The sequence below is a fragment of the Tsukamurella strandjordii genome, from assembly GCF_039525985.1.
Lineage (GTDB): Bacteria > Actinomycetota > Actinomycetes > Mycobacteriales > Mycobacteriaceae > Tsukamurella > Tsukamurella strandjordii.
Genome location: NZ_BAAAII010000002.1, coordinates 583404 through 605540, shown reverse-complemented (window position 1 = coordinate 605540; position 22137 = coordinate 583404). Strand labels below are relative to the sequence as shown.

The following is a 22137-nucleotide window of genomic DNA, read 5'->3' as shown; positions in this document are numbered from 1 at the left end:
GATCGCCACGGTCACGGGAACACCTCGATCGGTCGCTGCGGATCGGGTTCGGGGTGGGTGAACTTCACCTTCTCGGAGTCCCGAAGCATTGCTCGCCGTTCGTAACTCGCCGCGATCCGCTTGCCGTCGACGGTGCCCACCAGGGTCAGGTGATCGGCGTCGGGCTGGCGGTACTCCAGGCGCACGGGTTGATCGTCCTTGCGGCGCTTGATGTCCAGTGTCGTCTCACCGACGGTGAGGAACCAGGGGGTCACCCGGGCGGCGGTGTCCTGGGTGACCAGGTTGTTGTAGCCATCGCCCTCCGACTCGATCAGCCCGGGGCCGCGGTACGTGATCGCGATATTGGCCCAGGGCAGTCCGTCCTCGTCGGCGCCGAGGGTCGCCTGGCGACCGTCGATGTGGAAGGAGGTGGTGTGCCAGGTCCCGTCGAGGGTGGTGCGCGGGGACTTGATCACGCTCAGCGACAGCACCCCGATCGTCGCGGGCAGCACCAGCATGACCACGGTGACCAGCCCGGCCAGTCCCGTGCCGGTCCGGCGCAGCCAGGTGCGGTCGGCACCGGCGGCCGGCCAGATCGTGGGAGCGGGCCCGGAGGTCCTGCCGAGCACGGCCCGCAGCATGTTCGGCCAGTACGGCGCGAGGATGGCGACGGCGATCACCAGGAATTCGAAGGCCAGGAACTTGACCGGCACGTTGTAGAAGGTGTCGAGCAGGACCACCTGCCCCATGGACACGATGGCGCCGAGCGCGCCCACCGCCCAGGTCCGCCGGGACAGCAGGAGCAGCCCGGAGATCAGCTCGACCAGGCCGGTGACGATGGAGTAGCCGTCGGAGGCGCCCATGAATCCCCACAGCACGTTCATCCGGCTCACATCGCCCGACGGGGTGAGGGCGTAGCTGGGCAGTGCCATCGCGCCCATCTGGGTGGGGATCACCTTCGCCATGCCGTAGAAGATCATGCCGATGGCCAGCGCGAACCGGGCCACCCGCCACAGCAGGCCGCCCAGTGAGCGGTAATCGGTGCGGTTGCGGTCCAGCAGCGACCAGATCGCGGTGATCACGAGCCCGACCACCAGCCAGCCCAGGTGGTACTGCCAGATCGCGAGTGTGTCGCCGGTGCCGGTGATCTGCGGCGGGTTGTAGTCGGTGCCGCTCACGGCGGCCCAGAGCCGGGCGAACACCGCCTGGACCGGCGGCATGATCGGCGCGAGGAACAGGCTGCCGAAGACGGCCAGGATCAGCAGTCCTCCACCGAGGGTGAAGAGCAGCCGGAAGGCCACCTTCTGTGCGGTGGTCCAGGGCTGCGGGGCCGACGGTGCGGCATCGTCGGGGGAGTCGGACGGTAGGTCGGCGGACGGCGTCACCGGTGTGGTCGGAGTGGACATGAGGGAAAGGTAGGACGAGTGATGGCACCGTCACATCGGGGAAGGCCCCGGTTCGTCCCCTGATTCGTCCCCGGGGTGCGTCCTCGCGTTTTGACCTGCACCCCAGGTCCCGCGTACTCTGGTGCGCTGGTGTGTGGCGCCGCGCTGCCCTGATGGGGTGGTGCGGAGTCGAGTCCCGGGTCTCCGTTGGTCGCCGGGAGTGCTCTCGCTGCGCACGGGACCGGCACCGAACCATCGAGCAGAGGACCTCCTGTGCCTACTTACACCCCGAAGGCGGGTGACGTGACCCGCCAGTGGCACGTCATCGACGCTTCTGACGTGGTGCTCGGCCGCCTCGCCGTCGCAGCTGCCAACCTGCTGCGCGGCAAGCACAAGCCGACCTACGCCCCCAACGTGGACGGCGGCGACTACGTCATCATCATCAACGCTGAGAAGGTCGCCCTCTCGGGCGCCAAGCTCACCGACAAGCGGCACTACCGCCACTCGGGCTTCCCGGGCGGCCTGCGGTCCCGCACGATCAGTGAGGTGCTCGGCTCCACGAACCCGGAGCGCGTGGTGCAGAAGGCTGTTCTGGGCATGATCCCCAAGAACAAGCTGGGCAGCGCCATCGGCGGCAAGCTGAAGGTCTACGCCGGCCCGAACCACCCCCACGCCGCGCAGCAGCCGGTTCCCTACGAGATCAAGCAGGTGGCTCAGTGAGCGACGCGATCGAGACCAACGAGACCGACGCCGAGGTCGTTCCCAACGAGTACACCTCGGAGACCCCTGAGGCTTCGGCCGAGACCCGCGCCCCCCGTGGCCCGGTCGTCGTCGAGCGCCCCATCCAGACCGTCGGTCGCCGCAAGGAGGCCGTCGTGCGCGTGCGCCTGACCGCCGGCACCGGCAACTTCGTGCTGAACGGCCGCACCATCGAGGATTACTTCCCCAACAAGCTGCACCAGCAGCTGGTGAAGGACCCGCTGGTCACCGTTGAGCGCCTGGAGTCCTTCGACATCGCCGCCAACCTCTCCGGTGGCGGCCCCTCGGGTCAGGCCGGCGCCCTGCGCCTGGCCATCGCCCGCGCGCTGATCGAGGTCTCGCCCGAGGATCGCCCCGCGCTCAAGCGCGCCGGCTTCCTCACGCGTGACCCGCGTGCCGTCGAGCGCAAGAAGTACGGCCTGAAGAAGGCCCGTAAGGCTTCGCAGTACAGCAAGCGCTGATTGCAGGCTCTTCGCACAGGGCAGGCACTCGCATTCGTGCGAGTGCCTGCCCTGCCGCGTTTCTCCACCACTTCTCTGCAGTGAGGAATTCTTCATGGGGCGTCTGTTCGGGACCGACGGTGTGCGCGGCCTGGCGAATAAGGACCTGACCGCCGATCTCGCACTGCGGCTGTCCGCCGCCGCGGCGGCGGTGCTCGGTGCGCACGATCCGGACGGCACCGACCGTCCGTTCGCCGTGGTCGGCTGGGACCCCCGCGCCTCCAGTGAGATGCTCTCCGCCGCAGTCTCGGCGGGCCTCACCAGTGCCGGTGTCGACGTGCTGCTCGTCGGCGTGATGCCCACGCCCGCCGTCGCGCACCTCACCGCGGAGTACGACGCCGCACTCGGCGTGATGATCTCCGCCTCGCACAATCCCATGCCGGACAACGGCATCAAGTTCTTCGCCCGCGGCGGGCACAAGCTGGAGGACGCCCAGGAGGACGCGATCGAAGCGGCCCTGGACGATCCGGCTCCGCCGCGTCCCACCGGCGCCGGGATCGGGCGCGTCAAGCGCGCCTTCGACGCCGTCGATCGCTATGTGGCGCATCTGGAGTCGGCCGTGCACCGGTCCCTCGCCGGACTCACCGTGGTGGTCGACGCCGCCAACGGCGCCGCCGCGACGGTGGCCGCCAAGGCCTACCGCGATGCCGGTGCCACGGTGATCGCGATCCACGACGTGCCCGACGGCCTGAACATCAACCGCGACTGCGGTTCCACGCATCTGGAGAGCCTGCAGGCCGCGGTGCTCGCGCACGAGGCCGACCTCGGACTCGGGCACGACGGTGACGCCGACCGCTGCCTCGCGGTCGACGCGTCCGGACGGATCATCGACGGCGACGCGATCATGGCGATCCTCGCGATCGCGATGGACGAGGCCGGCGAGCTCACCGACCACACGCTGGTCGCCACCGTGATGAGCAACCTCGGCCTGCATCTGGCGATGCGCGCGGCAGGAATCACCTTGCGCACCACCGCCGTCGGTGATCGCTATGTGCTGGAGGAGCTGCGTTCCGGTGGCTACGCGCTGGGCGGCGAGCAGTCGGGGCACGTGGTGCTCCCGGGCTTCGGTACCACCGGCGACGGTGTGCTCACCGGGCTCAAGCTGATGGAGCGGATGGCGCAGACGGGACGCTCGCTGGCCGAGCTCGCCGCGGTCCTCACGGTGCTGCCGCAGGTGCTGGTGAACGTGCGCGTGATCGACAAGGCCGCCGCGATGGCGGCGCCGGCGCTCACCGCCGCGCTCGCCGCGGAGGAGGCCGCCCTCGGCGAGGAGGGGCGCATCCTGCTGCGTCCGTCGGGGACGGAGCCCCTGGTGCGCGTGATGGTCGAGGCCCCCACGGAGGAGGCCGCCCGCAGCACCGCCGAGCGGCTCGCCGGCCTGATCGGCTGACCCACTGGTCGAAACGTTTCGATTGGCGGTAGCATCGGGCCCATGACCAGTTACCGCGGCGTGCTCTTCGACTTCTCCGGGACCCTCTTCCGGCTCGAACCCGACCCGCAGTGGTTCGCGGGTCTCGCCGGTCCGGACGGTCGTCCGCTCGACGACGCCGCGCAGAGCGAGCTGCTGTACCGGATGACGGTGCCCGTCGGCGTGCCCGTCCCGATGGACGACGATGCCCTGCGCACCTGGCATGCCCGCGACCTCAGCTCCGAGGACCACCGCAACGCCTACCTGCACGTCATGGCGTCCTCCGGGGTCACCGACGCGGACGAACGCAGCCGGCTCTACGGCGAGTTCTCGGATCCGCTGAACTGGACGATCTATCCCGATACGGCGGCCGTTCTGCGGGCGGTGCGCGATGCCGGTCTGAAGGTGGGGGTGCTGTCCAACATCGGTTACGACATACGGCCGGCGTTCGAGCGCGAGGGGATCGACGGGCTGGTCGACGAGTTCGTCCTCTCCTTCGAGGTGGGCCACGTGAAGCCCGACGCCGAGATCTTCCGCATCGCGTCCGCCGCGCTGGGCCTGCCGCCCGAGGAGGTCCTCATGGTCGGCGACAGCGCCGAGGCCGACGGTGCCTCGCGCACCATCGGCTGCGGCTTCGCGCAGGTCGACCCGGTTCCCGTGGCACAACGTCCGGACGGACTCCTCGTCGCTGTCCGGGGTGCCGGCGCCATCGCCTGAGGTCGGGCGGAACCGATCCGCCCGCTGATGCGTCCAATGGGTGTAGGGGACCTACGGGCGATGGGGGATCGCATGGCCGGAACCGAGATCGATACAGCCGTAGTGGCCGGGGCGGGTGGCAAGTACTCGACGGTGGCGGACAACCTCGGGACCTCTGCCACTGCCCTACGTGCGGGCTCACTGTCGTCGGACAAGTTCGGACGCGAGTACGCGGACGAGGGCGAGCAGTGGAATGCGGCGATCACGGCGCTTGCCGCCCGTACGGACGCCTGGCGGGATGCGGCGCGGGCGATGGGAGTGGGACTGAACGCGTCGGCCGCCGCGCACAAGACCACGGATACCACCGGTGCGGCCGATGTGAAGGGCGCTGGGCGTGGCTGATCGCACGATCGATTCGATGCTCGACCTCGGCGCCGCGCCCTTGCAGTACTTCCGGATCGTGTTGAACGTGGCCTCGATGATTTCCGCGAAGCAGTGGCCGGACTGGCGTGATCACTTCTGTCGGGCCTACGACAACGAGCGAGGTACTGACCTCGAAGCCTTGCGCTCCGATGCGGCGAAGCTGCGCAAGGCGGCGTCGGTTGCGCGACAGGCGGCCACGGACCAGTCCGCCGCACGGGGTGACGTCGACCGCGGATGGCCGGATTCGGCCGGGCGTTCCGCGTTGGTCACACTCGACGCCCACCAGAAGCTGAGTACCCCCATCGCGGATTCGCTGGAGGCTACCGCCACCGCGGCGGATGCAGCCGATGGCGCGGTCGTTGCGGCGGTCGCGCAGAAGGTCGCCAAGCTGAACGCCGAGTTCACCGCGGCCGAAACGGAGACGCTCTCCCAGCAATTCGAGACCATGCCTCGCGGGATGCTGCTCGACGCCGAGTTCGTCGCCAATTTCGAAGCGCGGCTCACCCAAGACGTGGAACTGTTCGATTCGATCATCGCGGAGGCGCGGACAGCGATCGAAAAGGCGTACGCAGCGGTACCCGCCGCAGCGAAGGTGGATACCTCCGCTTTCCCCGCCCCACAGTTCGATACGTCACCGGGCGGCGGCTCGACGAATGGCGGAACCACTAATCCGGGCGGCACGACGAACCCCGGCGGCACCACATCGCCGGGCGGTGGCGGGACCACCTCGCCCGGTGGTGGGTCCACGGGAGGTGCCGGCACCGGCGGCTCGACCGGAGGATCGACGGGCGGGAAGACCGGCACCACGTCACCGTCGGGCCTCACCACCGGCACCTCGACGGCGACGACGCCCACCACCGGGATCACGCCGGCCAGTACGACGCCCGCATCGGCGACACCGTCGTCGACCAACCCGCTGTCCGGGCTGAGCGGATCGTCGGGGAGCGGCGGCATGCCCTCGTGGCTGTCGCAGCTGGTACCGAAGATCGCCGAGCAGCTCGGCCTCGGGAAGACCGACGACAAGACCGATGCCAAGGACGGCAAGGACGGCAAGGACGACGCCAAGGGCAAGGACGACAAGAACGGCACGTCCGGGACGAAGGACGCGCAGGGCAACACCGTGACCGCGAAGCTCAGTCCCGACGGCAAGACCGTCGACGTCACCGTCACGAAGCCGGACGGCACCCAGGAGAAGGCCACGCTCAAGGTGGGCGAAGACGGCAAGCTCACCCTCGACGATGCGAAGGACAAGCCCGCGGGCACCGTCCCCGCGGGAGCGACGCCGAGCGATAAGCCCTCCGGCGGCACCGCAGGTGCTGGAACCCCAGGGGGCGCTGGAACCACTGGCGCCGGAACCACTGGCGCTGGAAACCCGGGCGCCGGAACCACAGGCGGCGCGGCGAACACCGGTACTCCCGGAGCATCCGTCGGCGGAGCGTCCCAGGGCGCCACGCCGTCGGCGTCCACGGGCCCCGATCCGGCCGCTGTCTCCCCGGCGCCGGGTCCGAAGTCCGGCGCACCGCAGCAGGGGGATCAGACCCCGAGTGCACCCGCCGAGGAGCCGTGCCCGCCCGAACAGCAGGGCAGCGGCGCCGAACTCGCCGTCACCGTCCCCTAGGAGGCCCGATGCTGCCCGACGAGACGCCCGAGGAGGCGCACGCCCGCGCGATCCGCGCCGCGGAACGCCAGGACATGTTCGACCACCTCATCGAGGCCTTCGGTATCGAGGTTCCGGCCGAGCCGATCACCCGGCCCATCCCGGTGATCCGCGCCGACGACGAACACGATTCCTGGCTCAGCGCCGGCTGACCGCCGCGGGGCGCGGTCGTCAGGCGGCGCTGCCCAGGGCGAACACGAGGCAGGCGAAACCGAAGCCCACCACCGAGATCAAGGTCTTCGTCACGCTCCACGTCTTGAACGTGGTGGGCACGTCCATGTTCAGGATCCGGCCGATCATCCAGAAGCTGGCATCGTTGACGTGCGGGAAGATCGACGATCCGGCGGCCAGGGCGAGAATCACCGCGGTGGTCTGCACCGGGTTCAGGGCCGCCGCGGTCACCGAGGCACCCAGCAGCCCGGCCGATGTCGTGATCGCCACCGTCGCGGTGCCCAGCGCGATGCGCAGGATCGCGGCCACGATGAACACCGAGACGATCAGCGGCAGACCGATACTGCCGAGCACCGACGACAGTGCGCCACCGATCCCGCTGGCCAGGAAGATGCCGCCGAACATGCCGCCCGCACCGGTGATCAGGATGACCGGCGCCACCGGCCGCAGCGCCTGATCGAGGAGGTCCTCGATCACCGCCGCCGATTTCCCGCGCCGCACACCCAACACGGCGATGGCCACCAGGAGCGTGATCAACAGCGCGATCGGCGTGGAGCCGAAGACCGATGCCAGCGCCGCGTAGGTGTTGTCCTTCGCGAGCGTGCCGGTCTTCACCAGCGTCGCGAGCGCCGTGTTGGTGAGGATCAGGACCAGTGGCAGGAACAGCAGCGCCAGGATGATCCCGGGCCGCGGCGGATTCTCGACCCGCTCGGTCTCCTTTCCGCCGCTGAGGAAGTCGGGGACGGGGATGAAGATCTTCTTGCCGATGAAGATGCCGTACAGGTAGCCCGCGATGAACCAGGTGAGCACCACCACGGGCAGGCCGATCACGATCACCAGGCCGATGTCGCCGCCGAGCAGCACGGTCGAGGCCACCGCGCCGGGGTGCGGCGGGAGGAAGACGTGCATCGCGGACAGCGCTGCCGCCGAGGGGATGGCGTAGGTCAGGACGCTGCCGCCGAGCTTGCGGGCCACGGCGAAGATGATGGGCAGCATCACCATCAGGCCGGCGTCGAAGAAGATCGGGAAGCCGAACAGCAGCGATGCGACCCCGAGGGCGAGCGGCGCTCGCTTCTCACCGAAGACGCGGATCATGGTGTCCGAGAGGGATTGCGCCGCGCCACTGCTCTCGGCGAGGCGGCCGAACATCGCGCCGAAGCTGATCAGTAGGGCCACCTCGCCGAGGGTCTTCGCGAGCCCGCCCTCGAGTACCTTCATGATCGCGCTCACCGGGATCCCGGTGGCGAAGGCGGTCGCGATCGAGGTCACGCTCAGGGCCAGCAGCGGGTGCAGCTTGAACCGGAGGATCAGCACGAGCAGCCCCACGATCGCCACCAGCGCAATGCTCAGCAGCATCGCCGTGGGCATGGTCTGTTTCCAACCGTCGATCATCGGGTTCCTCCGGGTTGTCGGTGTGTGGATGCGTCATCGGGCGCTCGCGGGCATGCGAGAGCGCCGGGCGGCGAGATGAGTGGAAAGTAGGGGAGTCGGAGGGCCGGGATCTCAGGTCCGGCCGAGATCGCGGAGGGCCTTCGCCACGCGCTCCTCCTGCTGGGCGAGGAACTTCTCGAAATCGGTGCCGGTCGAGAACTCGTCGGTCCAACCGTTGCGGCGCAGCGCTTCCTGCCACTGCGGCGAGGACCGCATGCGGGCCAGCATGTCGACCAGGGCCCGGCGCCGGCCGGGTGTGATGCCCGGCGGCGCGAGCACGCCGCGCCAGTTGTTGAAGGTCAGGTCCACTCCGGCCTCCCGCAGTGTGGGGGCGTCGATTCCGGGAACCCGTTCCCGGCCCGATACGGCGAGCACGCGGAGACCGCCGCCGGCGATCTGACTGCGGTACTCCCCGGTTCCGGAGACGGCGGCGTCCACCCGCCGGCCGAGGAGCGCGGTGAGCAGATCACCGCCGCCTGAGTACTGGGAGAAGTCCACGCGGGCGGGTTCAATGCCGAGTGTCCGGGCGAGCTCCATCGGGAACAGGTGGTCCGGGCCTCCGGTGAACGATCCGCCGCCGATCCGCACGCCGCCGGGGTCCTGCCGCCATGCGGACAGGAAATCGTCGACGGTGCGGAACCGCGACTGCGCCGGCACGACGATCCCCTCCTGATCGTCGATGAGCCTCGCGAGCGGTGTCGCATCGGTGGCGCGGTAGGTACTTCGGACTGCGGAGCACGCGCCGATCACGCCGAGCCCCATCATCATGATGAGCGAGCCGTTGCCGCGCTCGTTCATCAACCGCGCCATCGCGACCGTGCCGCCCGAGCCGATCACGTTGAAGGCGTCGCACCGGGCCACGGCCTTCGTGTCCTCCAGGGTGCGTGCCGCCGTCCGTGCCGTGAGGTCGTAGCCGCCGCCGGGGCTGTGGGGCACCATGAACCGCAGATCGCGCGGCGCCCCGTCGGCCGCCCGCCCGCATGCCGACGATGCCCCGGCCAGCGCCAGGCCGGCTCCGACCACGAAGGCGCGGCGGCCGATCGGCCGCGCCGTCGCGTTGCGGATTGCGAGAGTCATCGTCACACCGGTAATACTGGACTACGACGTGATCTGCATCACGTATGTGAAAGAAACGGAAGTATTGAACGTTGTGGTCATGGGCGTCCGGCGCGGTCGGGGCGGCGGCACGCCGGTCCCGGAGCATGGCTGCGCAGTTCCTCGTGCTCCAGCTCGCGGTGATCGCCGCCGTCCTCCTGGTGGTGTCCGTCGCCTCGGTCCACCAGTCGACCAATGAGTTCCGCGCGATCCGCGGGCAACGGCTCTCCGCCGCGGCGGAGAACCTCGTCGCCACGCCCGTGGTGCGGGACGGGATCGACGACCCCGCGCGATCCTGGGTGCTCGCGCCCGAGGTCGATCGCGCGGCCGCCCTGTCGGGGGCGCGGACCGCGGAGATCATCGCCCCGGACGGCACCGTGATCGCCTCGACCGACCCGCGCCGCGTGGGTACCGTCACCGGATTCGGTCCGAGCGATGTTCTCGCGGGACGCGGCTGGTCGGGCGACCTCGACGTGAGCGGTCAGCGATCGATCGCCGCACACGTCCCGGTCCTGCGTCCCACGGGGGAGGTGGTGGCCGTCGCCGCGGTCAGCGAGGCCTATCCCAGCCGGTTGTCGCTCCTGCGGGGCGCGAGCGGACTGCTCGTGCTGTACCTCGGGCTGGGGGCGGCCTTCGGGCTCGTCGGGTCCTGGCTGCTCGCCCGCCGGATCAAGCGGCACACGCGCGGCCTGGAGGTCGACGAGATCGCCTCCCTCGCCGACCATCGCGAGGCACTGCTGCACAGCATCCGCGAGGGCGTGGTCGCCGTGACCGACGACGGGGTGATCACCCTCGCGAACGACGGGGCGCGGCATCTGCTCGCGCTCACCTCGGATGCGCTGGGGCGCACCGTCGACGAGGTCCCGCTGGAGCCCGCCGTGCGGGAGTTCCTGCGCGCCGGACCGATGGAGACGGACGTCGTCCTGGTGACCGCCGAGCGCGTCCTCGTGCTCAACCGGCGACCGGCATCGAGCCAGGGGAAGAGCATCGGCTCCGTGACCACCATGCGCGACAGCACCGAGGTGGCCGATCTGCAGAACCGCCTCAGCTCGCACAAAGGCGTGACCGACACGCTGCGGGCGCAGACGCACGAGTTCGCGAACCAGCTGCACACGATCTCGGGGCTCGCCGAACTCGAGGAGTACGCGGCGGTGAAGGATTTCGTGGCGGTCCTCACCCGGCGGCGCGCGGCGATCAGCGACGCCGTCACCTCCCGTATCGACGATCCCGCAGTCGCCGCGCTGCTCATCGCCAAGGTCTCGCTCGCGGCGGAATCGCTGGTGACGCTCGAACTGACGGAGGATTCCGCACTGCCGCACCTGGATCCGGCACTGTCCGCCGATGTGATCACGGTGCTCGGCAACCTGGTGGACAACGCTCTCGACGCCTGCGTCGGCGGGCCCGACGCCCGGGTGCTGGTGCACATCGAGGACGACGAGGAGGAGGGGATCGTGATCGAGGTGGAGGACACAGGGCCGGGGGTTCCGGAGGAGCTGCGGTCCCGATTGTTCACGCGCGGAGTCACATCGAAGGCCGCCGATCTCAGCGGCCGCGGCATCGGACTGGCGCTGGTCCGCATCGTCGCGCACCGGCACGGCGGTACCGCCGAGGTGGTGGACCGGAGCTCCGGCGGTGCACGGTTCCGGGTGCGCCTGCCCGGGCACGGTCCGGATCGCGCCGCAGTGGTGCGGAGCCGATCATGACCGAGGCCGTCCCCGAGCAACGGGTACTGGTGGTGGACGACGATTTCATGGTGGCCGAGATCCATCGCCGTTTCGTCGATGGGACACCGGGATTCCGGTCGGTCGGGATCGCCAGTACCGCCGAGCAGTGCTGGGAGCGGATCGCCGAGCTGGAGCCCGATCTGGTGCTGCTCGACGTGTACCTCCCCGACGGATCGGGACTGGATGTGCTGCGCCGGATCCGGGCCGAGGGCCGCGATGTGGGCGTCATCATGATCACCGCCGCACGGGAGGTGGATGCGGTCTCGGCGGCGCTGCACGGCGGCGCCAACGACTACCTCGTCAAGCCCTTCGACACCGCCCAGCTGCGTCGCAAACTTGAAGGATTCCGTTCCCGGAAGCGGATTCTGGAGGCGACGGAACACACGGATCAGGGCACCATCGATGCGCTGTTCGGCGGCACGCGGTCCGCCTCATCGCCGATGCCGAAGGGGCTCAGTACCGAGACGGGCGCACTGGTGCTGGAGGTGGTGCGCGCGCGGGGCGAGGTCTCCGCAGCCGAATGCGCGGACGGCGCCGGACTGTCCCGGGTGAGCGCGCGCCGCTACCTCGAGCACTTCCTCGTCACGGGCGCCGTCGACATCCGGTTGCAGTACGGCCGGGCGGGCCGTCCGCAACGGTTGTACCGCGCCGTCTGACCGGAGTCCTCAGACCAGGCTGCGGAGCCGCTCGCGCATGCTCGGCTGCTCGGGCTCGGCGTTCGGATCCCACACCACCGCGAGATCACCGAGATCCGCGTCGCGCTCGGCGAACACCTTGTACTCGTCGTCGCCGCCCACGGTGGCCAACAGGAAGCCGGTGAGCAGGGCGCGCACCGACTTCTGCGTGTTCTTGTCCGATCCACCGGCCCCGAGCGCACCGCGCACCGAGATGCCCTCGGCCAGGCCACCGGCCTCCGCATCGGGAACGATGCGCAGCTCCGTCGGACCCGTGTACCGCAGCGACAGCGCCGCGGCGTTCGAGGTCATCGACTGCTCGTCACCGGGCGCCGCCACGATCAGCGCGGGCGCGGTGGTGCCGGTCGCGGCCTGCTCGGCCTGCGGCGACGTGGGCGAGGGGAACAGCGCCGCCACCGCCTCCACCCGGCGGTCGGCCGCGGCGGCGATCAGTGCGGCACCCACACCGAAACCGTCGCCCACCACTGAGCGGCGGGCCTTGTTCACCGTGATGTCGCCGTCGCCGAGCCGCACCTCGGTGATCACATCGAGTGCGGTTCCCAGGTCGATCGCCAGCCGGGAATCGGAGGGCATCACACCGCGCTCGGTGTCGGGCGCCGCCACCACCAGGCCCCACGAGGCCAGGTGCTCGAGCGTCTTGCGGTACCGCTTCACGGGCGTCAGCCAGTCGTGCGCGAAGGCCACCGCGGGCAGGTTCATGCCCGCCTCGGGGGTGTAGATCAGGCCCGGCACGCCGGCCACGCCCAGATCCCCCTTGAGCACGCGGTGCGGTCCGCGACGCTTCAACTGCTTCACCAGCTTGTTCGCATCGGTCACGCCGCTCACGTTAGTCGATCTGACGTACCGTGGCCCTCGTGCGGCACTACCACCTCCCCGACACGGTCCGCGACGCCGAGGCGCCCCTGCTCAGAGCGCTGCCCGACGGTGCGCTCATGCGGCGCGCCGCGTACGGCCTGGCGCGGGTCTGCGCCGACGAGCTCACCGACCGCTCCGGTGGCGTCTCCGGCCGCCGGATCACGCTGCTGGTGGGCTCCGGCGACAACGGCGGCGATGCCCTCTTCGCCGGTGCGTACCTGCGCCGCCGCGGTGTCGCGGTCGAGGCGATCCTGCTCGATCCGGGGCGCGTCCACGACGCGGGACTGGCCGCCTTCCGGCGCGCCGGGGGCCGCGTGGTCACCGCACCGGGCCGCCCCGATCTGGTGATCGACGGCATCGTCGGGATCAGTGGCCGCGGTGCGCTGCGGCCCGAGGCGGCGCGCCTGGTCGAGGAGATCGATGCACCGGTCGTCGCGGCCGATACCCCGTCGGGCGTCGGCGTGGCCACCGGCGTGGTGCACGGCCCGGCCGTGACCGCCGCCGTGACCGTCGCCTTCGGGGCGCTCAAGCCGGTGCACGCCCTCGCGCCCGCACAGTGCGGACGGGTCGAGCTGATCGACATCGGCCTGCGGCCCGGCCCCGGTGAGCTGGTCTCCTTCGAGGACGCCGATGTCGCGGCCCGCTGGCCCGTCCCCGGCGCCCGGGACGACAAGTACACCCTGGGTGTGGTCGGTGTGCTCGCGGGCAGCGCCACCTACCCGGGGGCGGCGGTCCTCGCCACGGGCGCGGCGGTGCGCGCCACGTCCGGCATGGTCCGGTACGCCGGCACCGGCCGCGAGGCGGTGCTCGCCGCCTGGCCCGAGGTGGTCGCGACCGATGAGCCGTCGGATGCGGGCCGGGTGCAGGCCTGGGCGGCCGGGCCCGGCATGGGCACCGACGGTGCGGCCGCGGACCGTCTGGCCGCCGTGCTCGGCCGGGACCTGCCGACGGTGCTCGACGCGGACGCGCTCACCCTGCTCGCCGAGCATCCCGGTCTGCTGGCCGATCGCACGGCACCCACGGTGCTCACCCCGCACGCGGGGGAGTTCGGCAGGCTGGCCGGGCCGGTGGGGAACGACCGGGTGGCCGCGGCCCGCGAGCTGGCGGCCTCCTTCGGGGTGACGGTGCTGCTCAAGGGGCATCGCACCGTGATCGCCGCTGCCGACGGCGCCGCGGTCGTCGACACCGCCGGATCGAGCTGGGCCGCCACCCCCGGGTCCGGGGACGTACTCACCGGCATCGTCGGCGCCCTGCTCGCCTCGGGGCTCGACCCGCTGGACGCCGCCGCGTGCGCAGCCCGGGTGCACAGCCTCGCCGCGGACCGCGCCGCCGACGGTGCGCCCACCCACGCCGCGGCGATCAGCGCCGCCCTCCCGCACGTCCTCGCGGCGATCCTGCGGGACTAGGCTGATGCCCGTCATGACCGAGATCCCCGGTCGGCTGGACCGACCCACCGCGCACATCGACCTGGGCGCCGTGACCCACAACGTGCAGGTCGTGGCGCAGCACGCGCCGACCGCCGAGGTGATGGCGGTGCTGAAAGCCGATGCCTACGGTCACGGCGCGCTGCCGGTGGCGCGGGCGGCGCTCGCCGGCGGTGCCACCGAACTCGGCGTCACCACGGTCGACGAGGCGCTCGCCCTGCGCGACGCCGGGATCACCGTCCCCATCCTGAGCTGGCTCAGCACTTCCGGCTACGAACGCGCGATCGCCGCGGATGTCCGGCTCGGGGTCAGTTCGCCGCGGCAGCTCGCCGAGGTCGTCGCGGCGGCGCGCAGCGTGGGCAGGCCCGCGGTGGTGCACGTCAAGGTCGACACCGGACTCAACCGCAACGGCGTCGCCCCGCACGAATGGGCCGCCACCCGCGACGCCCTGGTCGAGGCCGAGCGCGCGGGCACCGTCGAGCTGCAGGGCGTGTTCACCCACCTCGCGCACGGCGACGAGCCCGAGCATCCGTTCCTCGACGTGCAGCGCGAGGCTCTGGCCGCGGCGGCCGCCGACGCCCGCGCGCACGGCCTGCGACCCACCCGGGTGCACGCCGCCAACTCGGCCGCGGCCCTGACCCGGCCCGATCTGCACTTCGACCTGGTGCGCCCGGGAATCGCGATCTACGGTGGAATCCCGGTGCCCGGCAGGGATTTCGGGCTACGCCAGGTGATGACCTTCGCTGCGCCGGTGATCCTGGTGAAGCCGCTCGCCGCGGGCGACGGCGTGAGCTACGGGCACACCTGGATCGCGCCGCGGGACACCGTGGTGGGGCTGATCCCGGCCGGGTACGCCGATGGCGTGTGGCGGCCGCTGAGCGGCCGGTTCGAGGTGGCGATCGGTGGCCGGCGGTTCCCCCAGGTGGGCCGGGTGTGCATGGACCAGTTCGTGATCGACCTCGGTCCCGACGGTGGCGGGGTGACCGAGGGCGATACCGCGGTGCTGTTCGGGGACGCACCAGGCGCCGCCCGCGCGTCCGACTGGGGCGAGCTGCTCGGCACCATCGACTACGAGGTGCTCACCGCCGTGCGCGGCCGGGTGGCCCGCGAGTACACGGGGGAGCGGTGAAGGCGTCCGGCGCCGGACGGCATCGCCCCGGCCCCGCGGTCCTCGCCGGTCTCGGCACGTCGGTCGCTGTCGCCACGCTGACGGGGCTCGCCGCCGCCCGCCGCGCGCTCGGCGTGCGGGTCGACGACGACCCGATCAGCGCCGACGACCTCACCTTCCGGTCCGACCGGGAGACGATCGTCATGAGCTCCGACGGTGTGCCGCTGCACGTCCGCGAGGTCGGCCCGCGCGATGCCCCGATCACGGTGCTGTTCATCCACGGTTTCACGCTCCGGTCCGCGAGCTGGGTGCTGGTGCGCAACGCCCTGCAGAGGCGCTGGGGCGACGGGGTCCGGATGGTCTTCCCGGACTGCCGCGGGCACGGCGACTCGGGCTCGTGCACGCCCGAGCAGAGCACCGTCGCACTGCTGGGCGACGACATCGCCACCGTCATGGACGCCCTCGTGCCGACCGGCCCGGTGGTCCTGGTGGGGCACTCGATGGGCGGCATGGCGATCTGCGCGCTCGCCACCGGGCATCCCGACCTGATCGGTTCCCGGGTGGTGGGAGCGGCACTCCTGGGAACCGCCTCGCATGCGCTCACGGACTCCGGTCTGGCTGCCGCGCTGCGTAATCCGGTGCTCGACATGTTCCGTGCCGCGGTGCGGTTCCTGCCCTCGGTGGTGGGCCGCGGACGCGACGCGGTCAAACCGCTGGCCGAACCTTTCGTCACCGCCGGCGCCTATGGTCGCGGCGACCGCAGCGCCACCATGACCCACTTCTCGTCGACGATGAGCCTGTCGGCCCCGCTCGACACCACGGCCGGATTCATGGCCGCCCTGGAGAGCTACGACGAACAGGACGCGCTGCCCATCCTGCGCGACATCGCGACATCGGTGGTGTGCGGCGATCACGACTGGATGACCCCACTGCGCAAGTCGAAGGCGATGGCCGAGGAGCTGGACACCGAGCTGATCGTGCTCGCGAACACCGGGCACATGCTGATCCTCGAGGCCGCCGACCGGGTGGCGCTCGCGGTGGCGGCGCTCGTCGACCGGGCGGTGCCGCGATGACCGGCGGAGAGCGGACGCTCCCCGAGGTGGAGGACACCGAGGCGCTGGGCCGGGAACTGGCGGCCGGCCTCGCCGCGGGCGATCTGGTGATCCTCGACGGTCCGCTCGGCGCCGGTAAGACGGCGCTGACCAGGGGGATCGCCGCCGGACTCGGCGTACAGGGCAGGGTCTCGAGCCCCACCTTCATCATCGCTCGCGAGCACCGTCCGGGTGCGCCGGGCAGGCCCGGTCTGGTGCACGTCGACGCCTACCGCCTGGGCGGGCTCGACGATCTGGACGCACTCGACCTCGATACCGACCTCGAGGACTGCGTCGTCGTCGTCGAGTGGGGCGAGGGTGTGGCCGAGCGCCTCACCGATCGGCACCTGATGGTGCGGCTGCGTCGTGCCGAGGGCACCGATGTGCGCACCGCGCAGTGGCGGTGGGTCGAGGCCTGAACCGCCTCGGTACCCGCGCCGAGGCAACCGTACGGCCAACGACGTATGACCTCTGAATGTCGCGTCGGGACAGTTTTGTCGCAGTTCACGTTTCCTGCGGGGATATGTCCTATTCGGGGCTGCAAAAATCGGAAGTATGGGTAAAGTCTATCTTCAAGTCTGTGTAGTAAAGGTTGCAGAAGATGACTAAGTCGCGGGCAGTAGTCGCAGGTGTCGCCGTCGTGGGTCTGATCACCGCAAGTGCGTGTGGGACCAACGGCGGGAATCAGAGCACGGCGGACGGTGATACGCGAAACGCGCCACCGACCGCGGCCACCGACCAGGCCGGCCCGGCGGCCGGTTCGGCGGCGACCGGTGCGGGCCAGGGCGGGAGTCCGGCCACGGCCGGCGCCACCGGGGTCGCGAACGGCAGGAACGGTGCGGGACCGCGCACCCCGGCCCCCGGCGGCAACGGCATCACCGAGGTGGTCCCGGGCTGCTACGTCAAGCGTCCCGTGCAGCCCGGCATCAGCCCGATCCTGAGCCCGATGGAGATCGACTGCACCAGCCCCAAGGGCGACTACGACGGTGCGCTGGGCCCACGCGTCATCGGCATCGGTGCGATCAGTGCCGTGATCGACGGCCGCCCGGTGGATCCCGTCGGTCCCCGGATCGCGGACTACACCCTGATCGCGCGGGCGAACGCCATCGCAGCTCGCATCGCGGCCAACAGCGCCGCCGCCGACGCCGAGCGCGCCCGCGCTGCCGCGGATGCGGCCAACAAGAGCTCGGACGCCGCAGCGCAGAAGGCAGCCGACGCCGCCCGCCGTTTCCTCGATGCGGACAAGGCTGCGAAGGACGCGGAGGCCGCCGCCGAGAAGGCCGCTGCCGATCAGGCCGCTGCCGAGAAGAACGCGGCCGAGAAGGACGCCGCCGCGAAGAGCGCGGCGGACGATCTCGCCGCGGCCAAGGATGCCGCCGAGAAGGCCTCCGCCGCTGCCGAGAAGGCGGCCTCGGACAAGGCAGCGGCCGATAAGGAAGCAGCCGACAAGTCGGCGGCCGCGAAGGAGGCGGCGGACCGGCTTTCCGAGGCGCAGGCGGAATCCGAGAAGGCCTCCGCCGCAGCGGAGAAGGCTGCTGCCGATAAGGCCGCGGCACAGAAGGAAGCCGCCGATCGCGCCGCAGCGAAGGATGCCGCGGACCAGAAGGCCGCGGCCGATAAGGCCGCTGCGGACAAGTCCGCAGCGGATAAGGCGGCTGCGGATAAGGCCGCGGCCGATGCCGCCGCGGACCGCCAGCGCGCGGACGATGCCGAGAAGGCCGCCGCGGATAAGGCGGCCTCCGATAAGGCGGCGGCGGACAAGTCCGCGGCCGCGGCCGAGGAGGCGGCGAAGGCCGCCGAAGCGGCGCAGAACGATCCGAAGCACGAGGAGGCCGAGAAGGCCGCCGAGGCAGCCCCCGAGAAGGCAGCGGCGGATAAAGCCGCCGCAGATAAGTCCGCCGCCGAGCAGGCGGATGCGCAGAAGGCTGCGGATGCGGCCGAGAAGGCTGCCGCGGATAAGGCGGCCGACCAGAAGGCCGCCGACGATAAGGCCGCCGCCGACAAGGCCGTGGCGGATAAATCCGCGGCGGAGCAGGCGGATGCGCAGAAGGCTGCGGATGCGGCCGAGAAGGCTGCCGCGGACAAGGCGGCCGACCAGAAGACCGCCGACGATGCGGCAGCCGCGTCGAAGGACGCCGCCGACAAGGCCGCGGCGAACAGCGATGCCGCGACCAAGGCGCGCGAAGACGCGGACAAGGCGGCCGCGGACAAGGCCGCGGCCAGCACCGACGCCGCGGCGAAGGCCGATGCTGCGGAGGCTGCTGCACAGAAGTCCGCCGACGATGCGTCGGCGGCGCAGAAGGCGGCGTCGGACGCGGCGCAGGCGAGCGATCAGGCGGAGTCCGCCGCGAAGGCCGCCTCGGACAAGGCGGCCGCCGATAAGGCGGCGGCGGACCAGGCACAGGCGGATAAGTCCGCCGCCGACAATGCGAAGGCGCAGGCCGATAAGGACGCGGCCGAGAAGAGCGCTGCCGCAGCAGATGCCGCGAGCAACTCGGCCGCTGCGGCGGTCACGGCGGACGCGACCGCGAAGGCGGCGGAGGAAGCCGCGGCGAGTAGTGCGGCGGCGGCGGATGCCGCGGCGCAGAAGGACGCCGCCGCGAAGGACGCGGCCGACAAGGCCTCCGATGCCTCCGCCGCGGCCGATAAGGCTCGGGCGGCGCAGGAGGCGTCGGAGAAGTCGGCTGCGGAGGCGGCGAAGGCCCGGTCCGATGCGGATGCGGCGGCGAATGCGGCGTCGGATAAGGCTGCGGCGGATCGTGCGACGGCGGACGGCTCTGCGGCGGCGAAGGATTCGGCTGCCAAGGCGGCGGCGGATGCGGCGTCGGTGGCCTCGGATAAGGACGCCGCTTCGAAGGCCGCGGCGGATGCCGCCGCGGCGGCGAAGGACACGGCGGACAAGTCTGCCGCCGATCAGGCGGCCGCGGAGAAGGCGGCCGCTGACGCCGCGAAGATCGCGCAGGACCGCGATGCGGCGGCGAAGTCCGCCGCCGATGAGGCGGACCGCAAGCAGGCGGCCTCGGATAAGGCAGCCGCCGATCAAGCAGCTGCCGAGAAGGCCGCCGCGGACGCCGCCGGCAATCAGTCCCAGGCGGATGCCGCGGCGCAGGCGGCCTCGGACACGGCGAAGGCGGCCGCTGATAAGGCGGATCAGTCGGCCCAGGCGAAGGCCGATGCGGATGCGGCCAAGGCCGCGGCCGACGATGCCGCCGCCGCCAAGACTGCGGCGGATGAGGCCGCGGCGCAGGCGGCCTCGGATGCCAAGGCGGCCGCAGACCAGGCGAACGCCGAGAAGGCGCAAGCGCAACAGGCCAAGGACGCCGCGGATAAGGCCGCTGCTGAGAAGGCCGCGGCCAGTTCGGACGCCGCGGACAAGGCGAGCGCAGCGGACGCCGCAGCGCAGAAGTCTGCGGCCGATGAGGCGGCGGCCCAGAAGTCCGCCGCCGATGCGGTGACGATCCGGGACCAGTCGGAGGCCGCGGCGAAGGCCGCCGCCGATAAGGCGACTGCTGATAAGGCAGCGGCGGAGAAGTCTCAGGCGGACAAGGCTTCCGCCGATGCCGCGAAGGCGGCTGCCGACAAGAACGCGGCGGAGACGGCGGCTGCGGCGGCAGCGGCGGCGGGCAACTCGGCCGCTGCGGCGGCGTCCGCGGAGTCTGCCGCGAAGGCCGCCGAACAGGCATCGGCGAGTAGTGCGGCGGCGGCGGATGCCGCGGCGCAGAAGGATGCCGCCGCCAAGGTGGCCGCGGACCGGGCGAGCGAGGCGGCAGCAGCCGCCGATAAGGCTCGGGCGGCGCAGGAGGCGTCGGAGAAGTCGGCTGCGGAGGCGGCGAAGGCCCGGTCCGATGCGGATGCGGCGGCGAAGGCGGCGTCGGATAAGGCTGCGGCGGATCGTGCGACGGCGGACGGCTCTGCGGCGGCGAAGGATTCGGCTGCCAAGGCGGCGGCGGATGCGGCACAGGCCGCGTCGGATAAAGCTGCTGCAGCACAGGCGGCCGCGGACCGGGCCGCGGCAGCGAAGGATGCCTCGGACAAGTCCGCTGCGGACGCCGAGAAGGCGCGGCAGGACGCCGCCGATGCGGCGCAGGCGGCCAAGGACCGCGAGGCCGCTGCTCAGGCCGCTGCGGACAACGCCGCGCGGCAACAGTCCGAGGCGGATGCCGCCGCCGCATCGCAAGCCGCGGCGGAGAAGACCGCGGCCGATGCGAAGCAGGCGGCCGATGACAAGGCCGCCGCCGCTCAGGCCGCGGGCGACAAGGAGAAGGCCGCCTCCGACAAGGCGGGCCAATCGGATCAGGCGAAGTCCGACGCGGATGCGGCGAAGGCCGCGGCGGACGAGGCCGCTGCTGCGAAGACCGCCGCAGACCAGGCGGCGGCGCAGGCCGCTGCGGATGCCAAGGCCGCAGCGGACACGGCGAGCGCCGAGAAGGCCCAGGCGGAGCAGGCGAAGGCGGCGGCGGATAAGGCCGCTGCGGATAAGGCCGCGGCGAGCTCGGACGCCGCGGGCAAGGCGAGCGCAGCCGACGCTGCAGCCCAGAAGTCGGCCTCCGATGCGGCGGCGCAGAAGTCGGCGGCAGACGGGGCAGCGGATCAGCGCGCGGCGGCGGATGCAGCGGCGAAGACCGCCGCCGACAACGCGGCATCGAGCCGGGCGGCCGCCGACAAATCGGCCGCCGACGAGGAGAACGCCAAACGCGCGGCGGATCAGGCCGCGCAGACCAAGAGCGAGACCGAGGCAGCGGCGAAGACGGCCGCCGATAAGGCTGCGGCCGATAAGGCGACGGCCGATCAAGCGGCCGCAGACAGTGCGACCGCGCAGGCGACCTCCATCGCGGCCAACAAGGCGCTGGACGATGCGCAGACGGCAGCGAAGGCGGCATCCGATAAGGCCAGCGCGGATCAGGCCGCATCGGACGCGGCGAAGGCGCAGCAGGAGGCTCAGGCGCAGGTCGCGGCCATCGAGCAGGCGAAGGCCGCCGCCGCGGAGGCGGATGCGAAGGCCGCGGACGCGGCTAACGCCAGCAAGAAGGCCGACAGCGACGCCAAGGCGGCCCAGGATCTGGTGGACCAGCGCCAGAAGGAACTGGACGACGCCGAGAAGGGCCTCATCTACAACGCGCTCGACAAGATCCTGCTGCAGCGGATCAAGAAGGCGCAGTCCAACCTCGATGCGGCCAAGAAGGCGCAGGACCAGGCCGACGCCAATGCCGACGCCGCGAAGGCGGCCTCCGATAAGGCCGCGGCCAACCAGGCCGCGGCGGACAAAGACCGGCAGGCCGCGATCGCCGCGGAAGCCGGCGCGCGCGACGCCCTCGACAAGGCGAACAAGGCGAAGGATCAGGCTGATAAGGCCGCCGCCGATGCGGCCGACAAGTCCGCCGCCGCGGATAAGGCGGCGGACGCCTCCGCTGCGGCCGTGGGCAATGTCGACTACGACGACACCGCGGTGAAGGCGGCCAAGGACAAGGCCGCTGCGGCTAAGGACAAGGCGGACAAGTCCGCCGCCGATGCCGCGAAGAACCCGAACGACCCCGATGCGGCCGCCCGGGCCGCGGCGGACAAGGCCGCCGCGGATCAGGCCGCCGCCGATGCGACGAAGGCGGAGCGCGAGGCCATCGCCGAAGCCGCTGCTGCGGCGGATAAGGCTGCGGCGGATGCGGCGGCGAAGGCGAAGTCGGAGTCGGATGAGGCTGCGGCGGCGAAGGATGCGGCGGATAAGGCTGCTGCGGATGCTGC

At 71.4% G+C, this 22137-nt stretch carries 18 protein-coding genes; 14 read left to right on the top strand and 4 right to left on the bottom strand.

The window, feature by feature from the left end; all coding sequences use genetic code 11:
• Positions 1–11: 11 nt before the first annotated feature.
• Positions 12–1385: a hypothetical protein gene (locus tag ABD108_RS03680; RefSeq protein ID WP_343929388.1), complete on the bottom strand. Its 1374-nt coding sequence runs from the start codon at positions 1383–1385 to the stop codon at positions 12–14.
• A 252-nt stretch (positions 1386–1637) separates the two neighbouring features.
• On the opposite strand from ABD108_RS03680, the gene rplM reads away from it, so the two are divergent.
• From rplM to ABD108_RS03645, 7 genes are all read left to right on the top strand, one after another.
• Positions 1638–2084 (top strand): 50S ribosomal protein L13, encoded by a 447-nt coding sequence (gene rplM, locus ABD108_RS03675; RefSeq protein WP_220656435.1) that lies wholly within the window; start codon positions 1638–1640, stop codon positions 2082–2084.
• Positions 2081–2584, top strand: a complete 504-nt coding sequence (gene rpsI / locus ABD108_RS03670) for a 30S ribosomal protein S9 (RefSeq protein WP_255585505.1) — start codon at positions 2081–2083, stop codon at positions 2582–2584. Before rplM ends, rpsI begins: the two co-directional genes overlap by 4 nt.
• 94 nt (positions 2585–2678) lie before the next feature.
• Positions 2679–4013, top strand: coding sequence for a phosphoglucosamine mutase (gene glmM / locus ABD108_RS03665; RefSeq protein WP_220656434.1), 1335 nt, complete (start codon positions 2679–2681; stop codon positions 4011–4013).
• A 42-nt stretch (positions 4014–4055) separates the two neighbouring features.
• Positions 4056–4748 (top strand): HAD family hydrolase, encoded by a 693-nt coding sequence (locus ABD108_RS03660; RefSeq protein ID WP_305110060.1) that lies wholly within the window; start codon positions 4056–4058, stop codon positions 4746–4748.
• A 72-nt stretch (positions 4749–4820) separates the two neighbouring features.
• Positions 4821–5129, top strand: coding sequence for a hypothetical protein (locus tag ABD108_RS03655; RefSeq protein ID WP_305110059.1), 309 nt, complete (start codon positions 4821–4823; stop codon positions 5127–5129).
• Positions 5122–6768 (top strand): hypothetical protein, encoded by a 1647-nt coding sequence (locus ABD108_RS03650; protein ID WP_343929386.1) that lies wholly within the window; start codon positions 5122–5124, stop codon positions 6766–6768. Before ABD108_RS03655 ends, ABD108_RS03650 begins: the two co-directional genes overlap by 8 nt.
• A gap of 8 nt (positions 6769–6776) precedes the next feature.
• On the top strand, positions 6777–6959 hold the full coding sequence (locus ABD108_RS03645; protein ID WP_220656430.1) for a hypothetical protein: 183 nt from the start codon (positions 6777–6779) through the stop codon (positions 6957–6959).
• Positions 6960–6978: 19 nt separating this feature from the next.
• Here the strand turns inward: ABD108_RS03645 and ABD108_RS03640 are convergent, their stop codons facing one another.
• Complete coding sequence (locus tag ABD108_RS03640) at positions 6979–8367, bottom strand: GntP family permease (protein ID WP_343929699.1); 1389 nt, start codon at positions 8365–8367, stop codon at positions 6979–6981.
• A 114-nt stretch (positions 8368–8481) separates the two neighbouring features.
• On the bottom strand, positions 8482–9486 hold the full coding sequence (locus ABD108_RS03635; protein WP_344185672.1) for a Bug family tripartite tricarboxylate transporter substrate binding protein: 1005 nt from the start codon (positions 9484–9486) through the stop codon (positions 8482–8484).
• Positions 9487–9611: 125 nt separating this feature from the next.
• On the opposite strand from ABD108_RS03635, the gene ABD108_RS03630 reads away from it, so the two are divergent.
• The gene (locus ABD108_RS03630) at positions 9612–11207 is read left to right on the top strand and encodes a sensor histidine kinase (protein ID WP_343929384.1); all 1596 of its coding nucleotides are present in this window, start codon (positions 9612–9614) and stop codon (positions 11205–11207) included.
• On the top strand, positions 11204–11884 hold the full coding sequence (locus ABD108_RS03625) for a response regulator (protein WP_305110056.1): 681 nt from the start codon (positions 11204–11206) through the stop codon (positions 11882–11884). Before ABD108_RS03630 ends, ABD108_RS03625 begins: the two co-directional genes overlap by 4 nt.
• Positions 11885–11893: 9 nt before the next feature.
• Here ABD108_RS03625 and ABD108_RS03620 read toward each other — a convergent pair whose 3' ends face one another.
• Positions 11894–12739: a dienelactone hydrolase family protein gene (locus tag ABD108_RS03620; protein ID WP_425579759.1), complete on the bottom strand. Its 846-nt coding sequence runs from the start codon at positions 12737–12739 to the stop codon at positions 11894–11896.
• Positions 12740–12777: 38 nt separating this feature from the next.
• On the opposite strand from ABD108_RS03620, the gene ABD108_RS03615 reads away from it, so the two are divergent.
• From ABD108_RS03615 to ABD108_RS03595, 5 genes are all read left to right on the top strand, one after another.
• Complete coding sequence (locus tag ABD108_RS03615; protein ID WP_343929380.1) at positions 12778–14184, top strand: NAD(P)H-hydrate dehydratase; 1407 nt, start codon at positions 12778–12780, stop codon at positions 14182–14184.
• Between the two features lie 4 nt (positions 14185–14188).
• On the top strand, positions 14189–15331 hold the full coding sequence (alr, locus tag ABD108_RS03610) for an alanine racemase (RefSeq protein WP_343929378.1): 1143 nt from the start codon (positions 14189–14191) through the stop codon (positions 15329–15331).
• Entirely contained in the window at positions 15328–16383 is a 1056-nt protein-coding gene (locus ABD108_RS03605; RefSeq protein ID WP_220656423.1) for an alpha/beta fold hydrolase, read from the top strand. Before alr ends, ABD108_RS03605 begins: the two co-directional genes overlap by 4 nt.
• Complete coding sequence (tsaE, locus tag ABD108_RS03600) at positions 16380–16820, top strand: tRNA (adenosine(37)-N6)-threonylcarbamoyltransferase complex ATPase subunit type 1 TsaE (RefSeq protein WP_343929376.1); 441 nt, start codon at positions 16380–16382, stop codon at positions 16818–16820. The genes ABD108_RS03605 and tsaE overlap by 4 nt, the downstream gene beginning before the upstream one ends.
• Positions 16821–17002: 182 nt before the next feature.
• Positions 17003–22137: hypothetical protein (locus ABD108_RS03595; protein ID WP_343929373.1), on the top strand; the 5135-nt coding region annotated here is incomplete at its 3' end.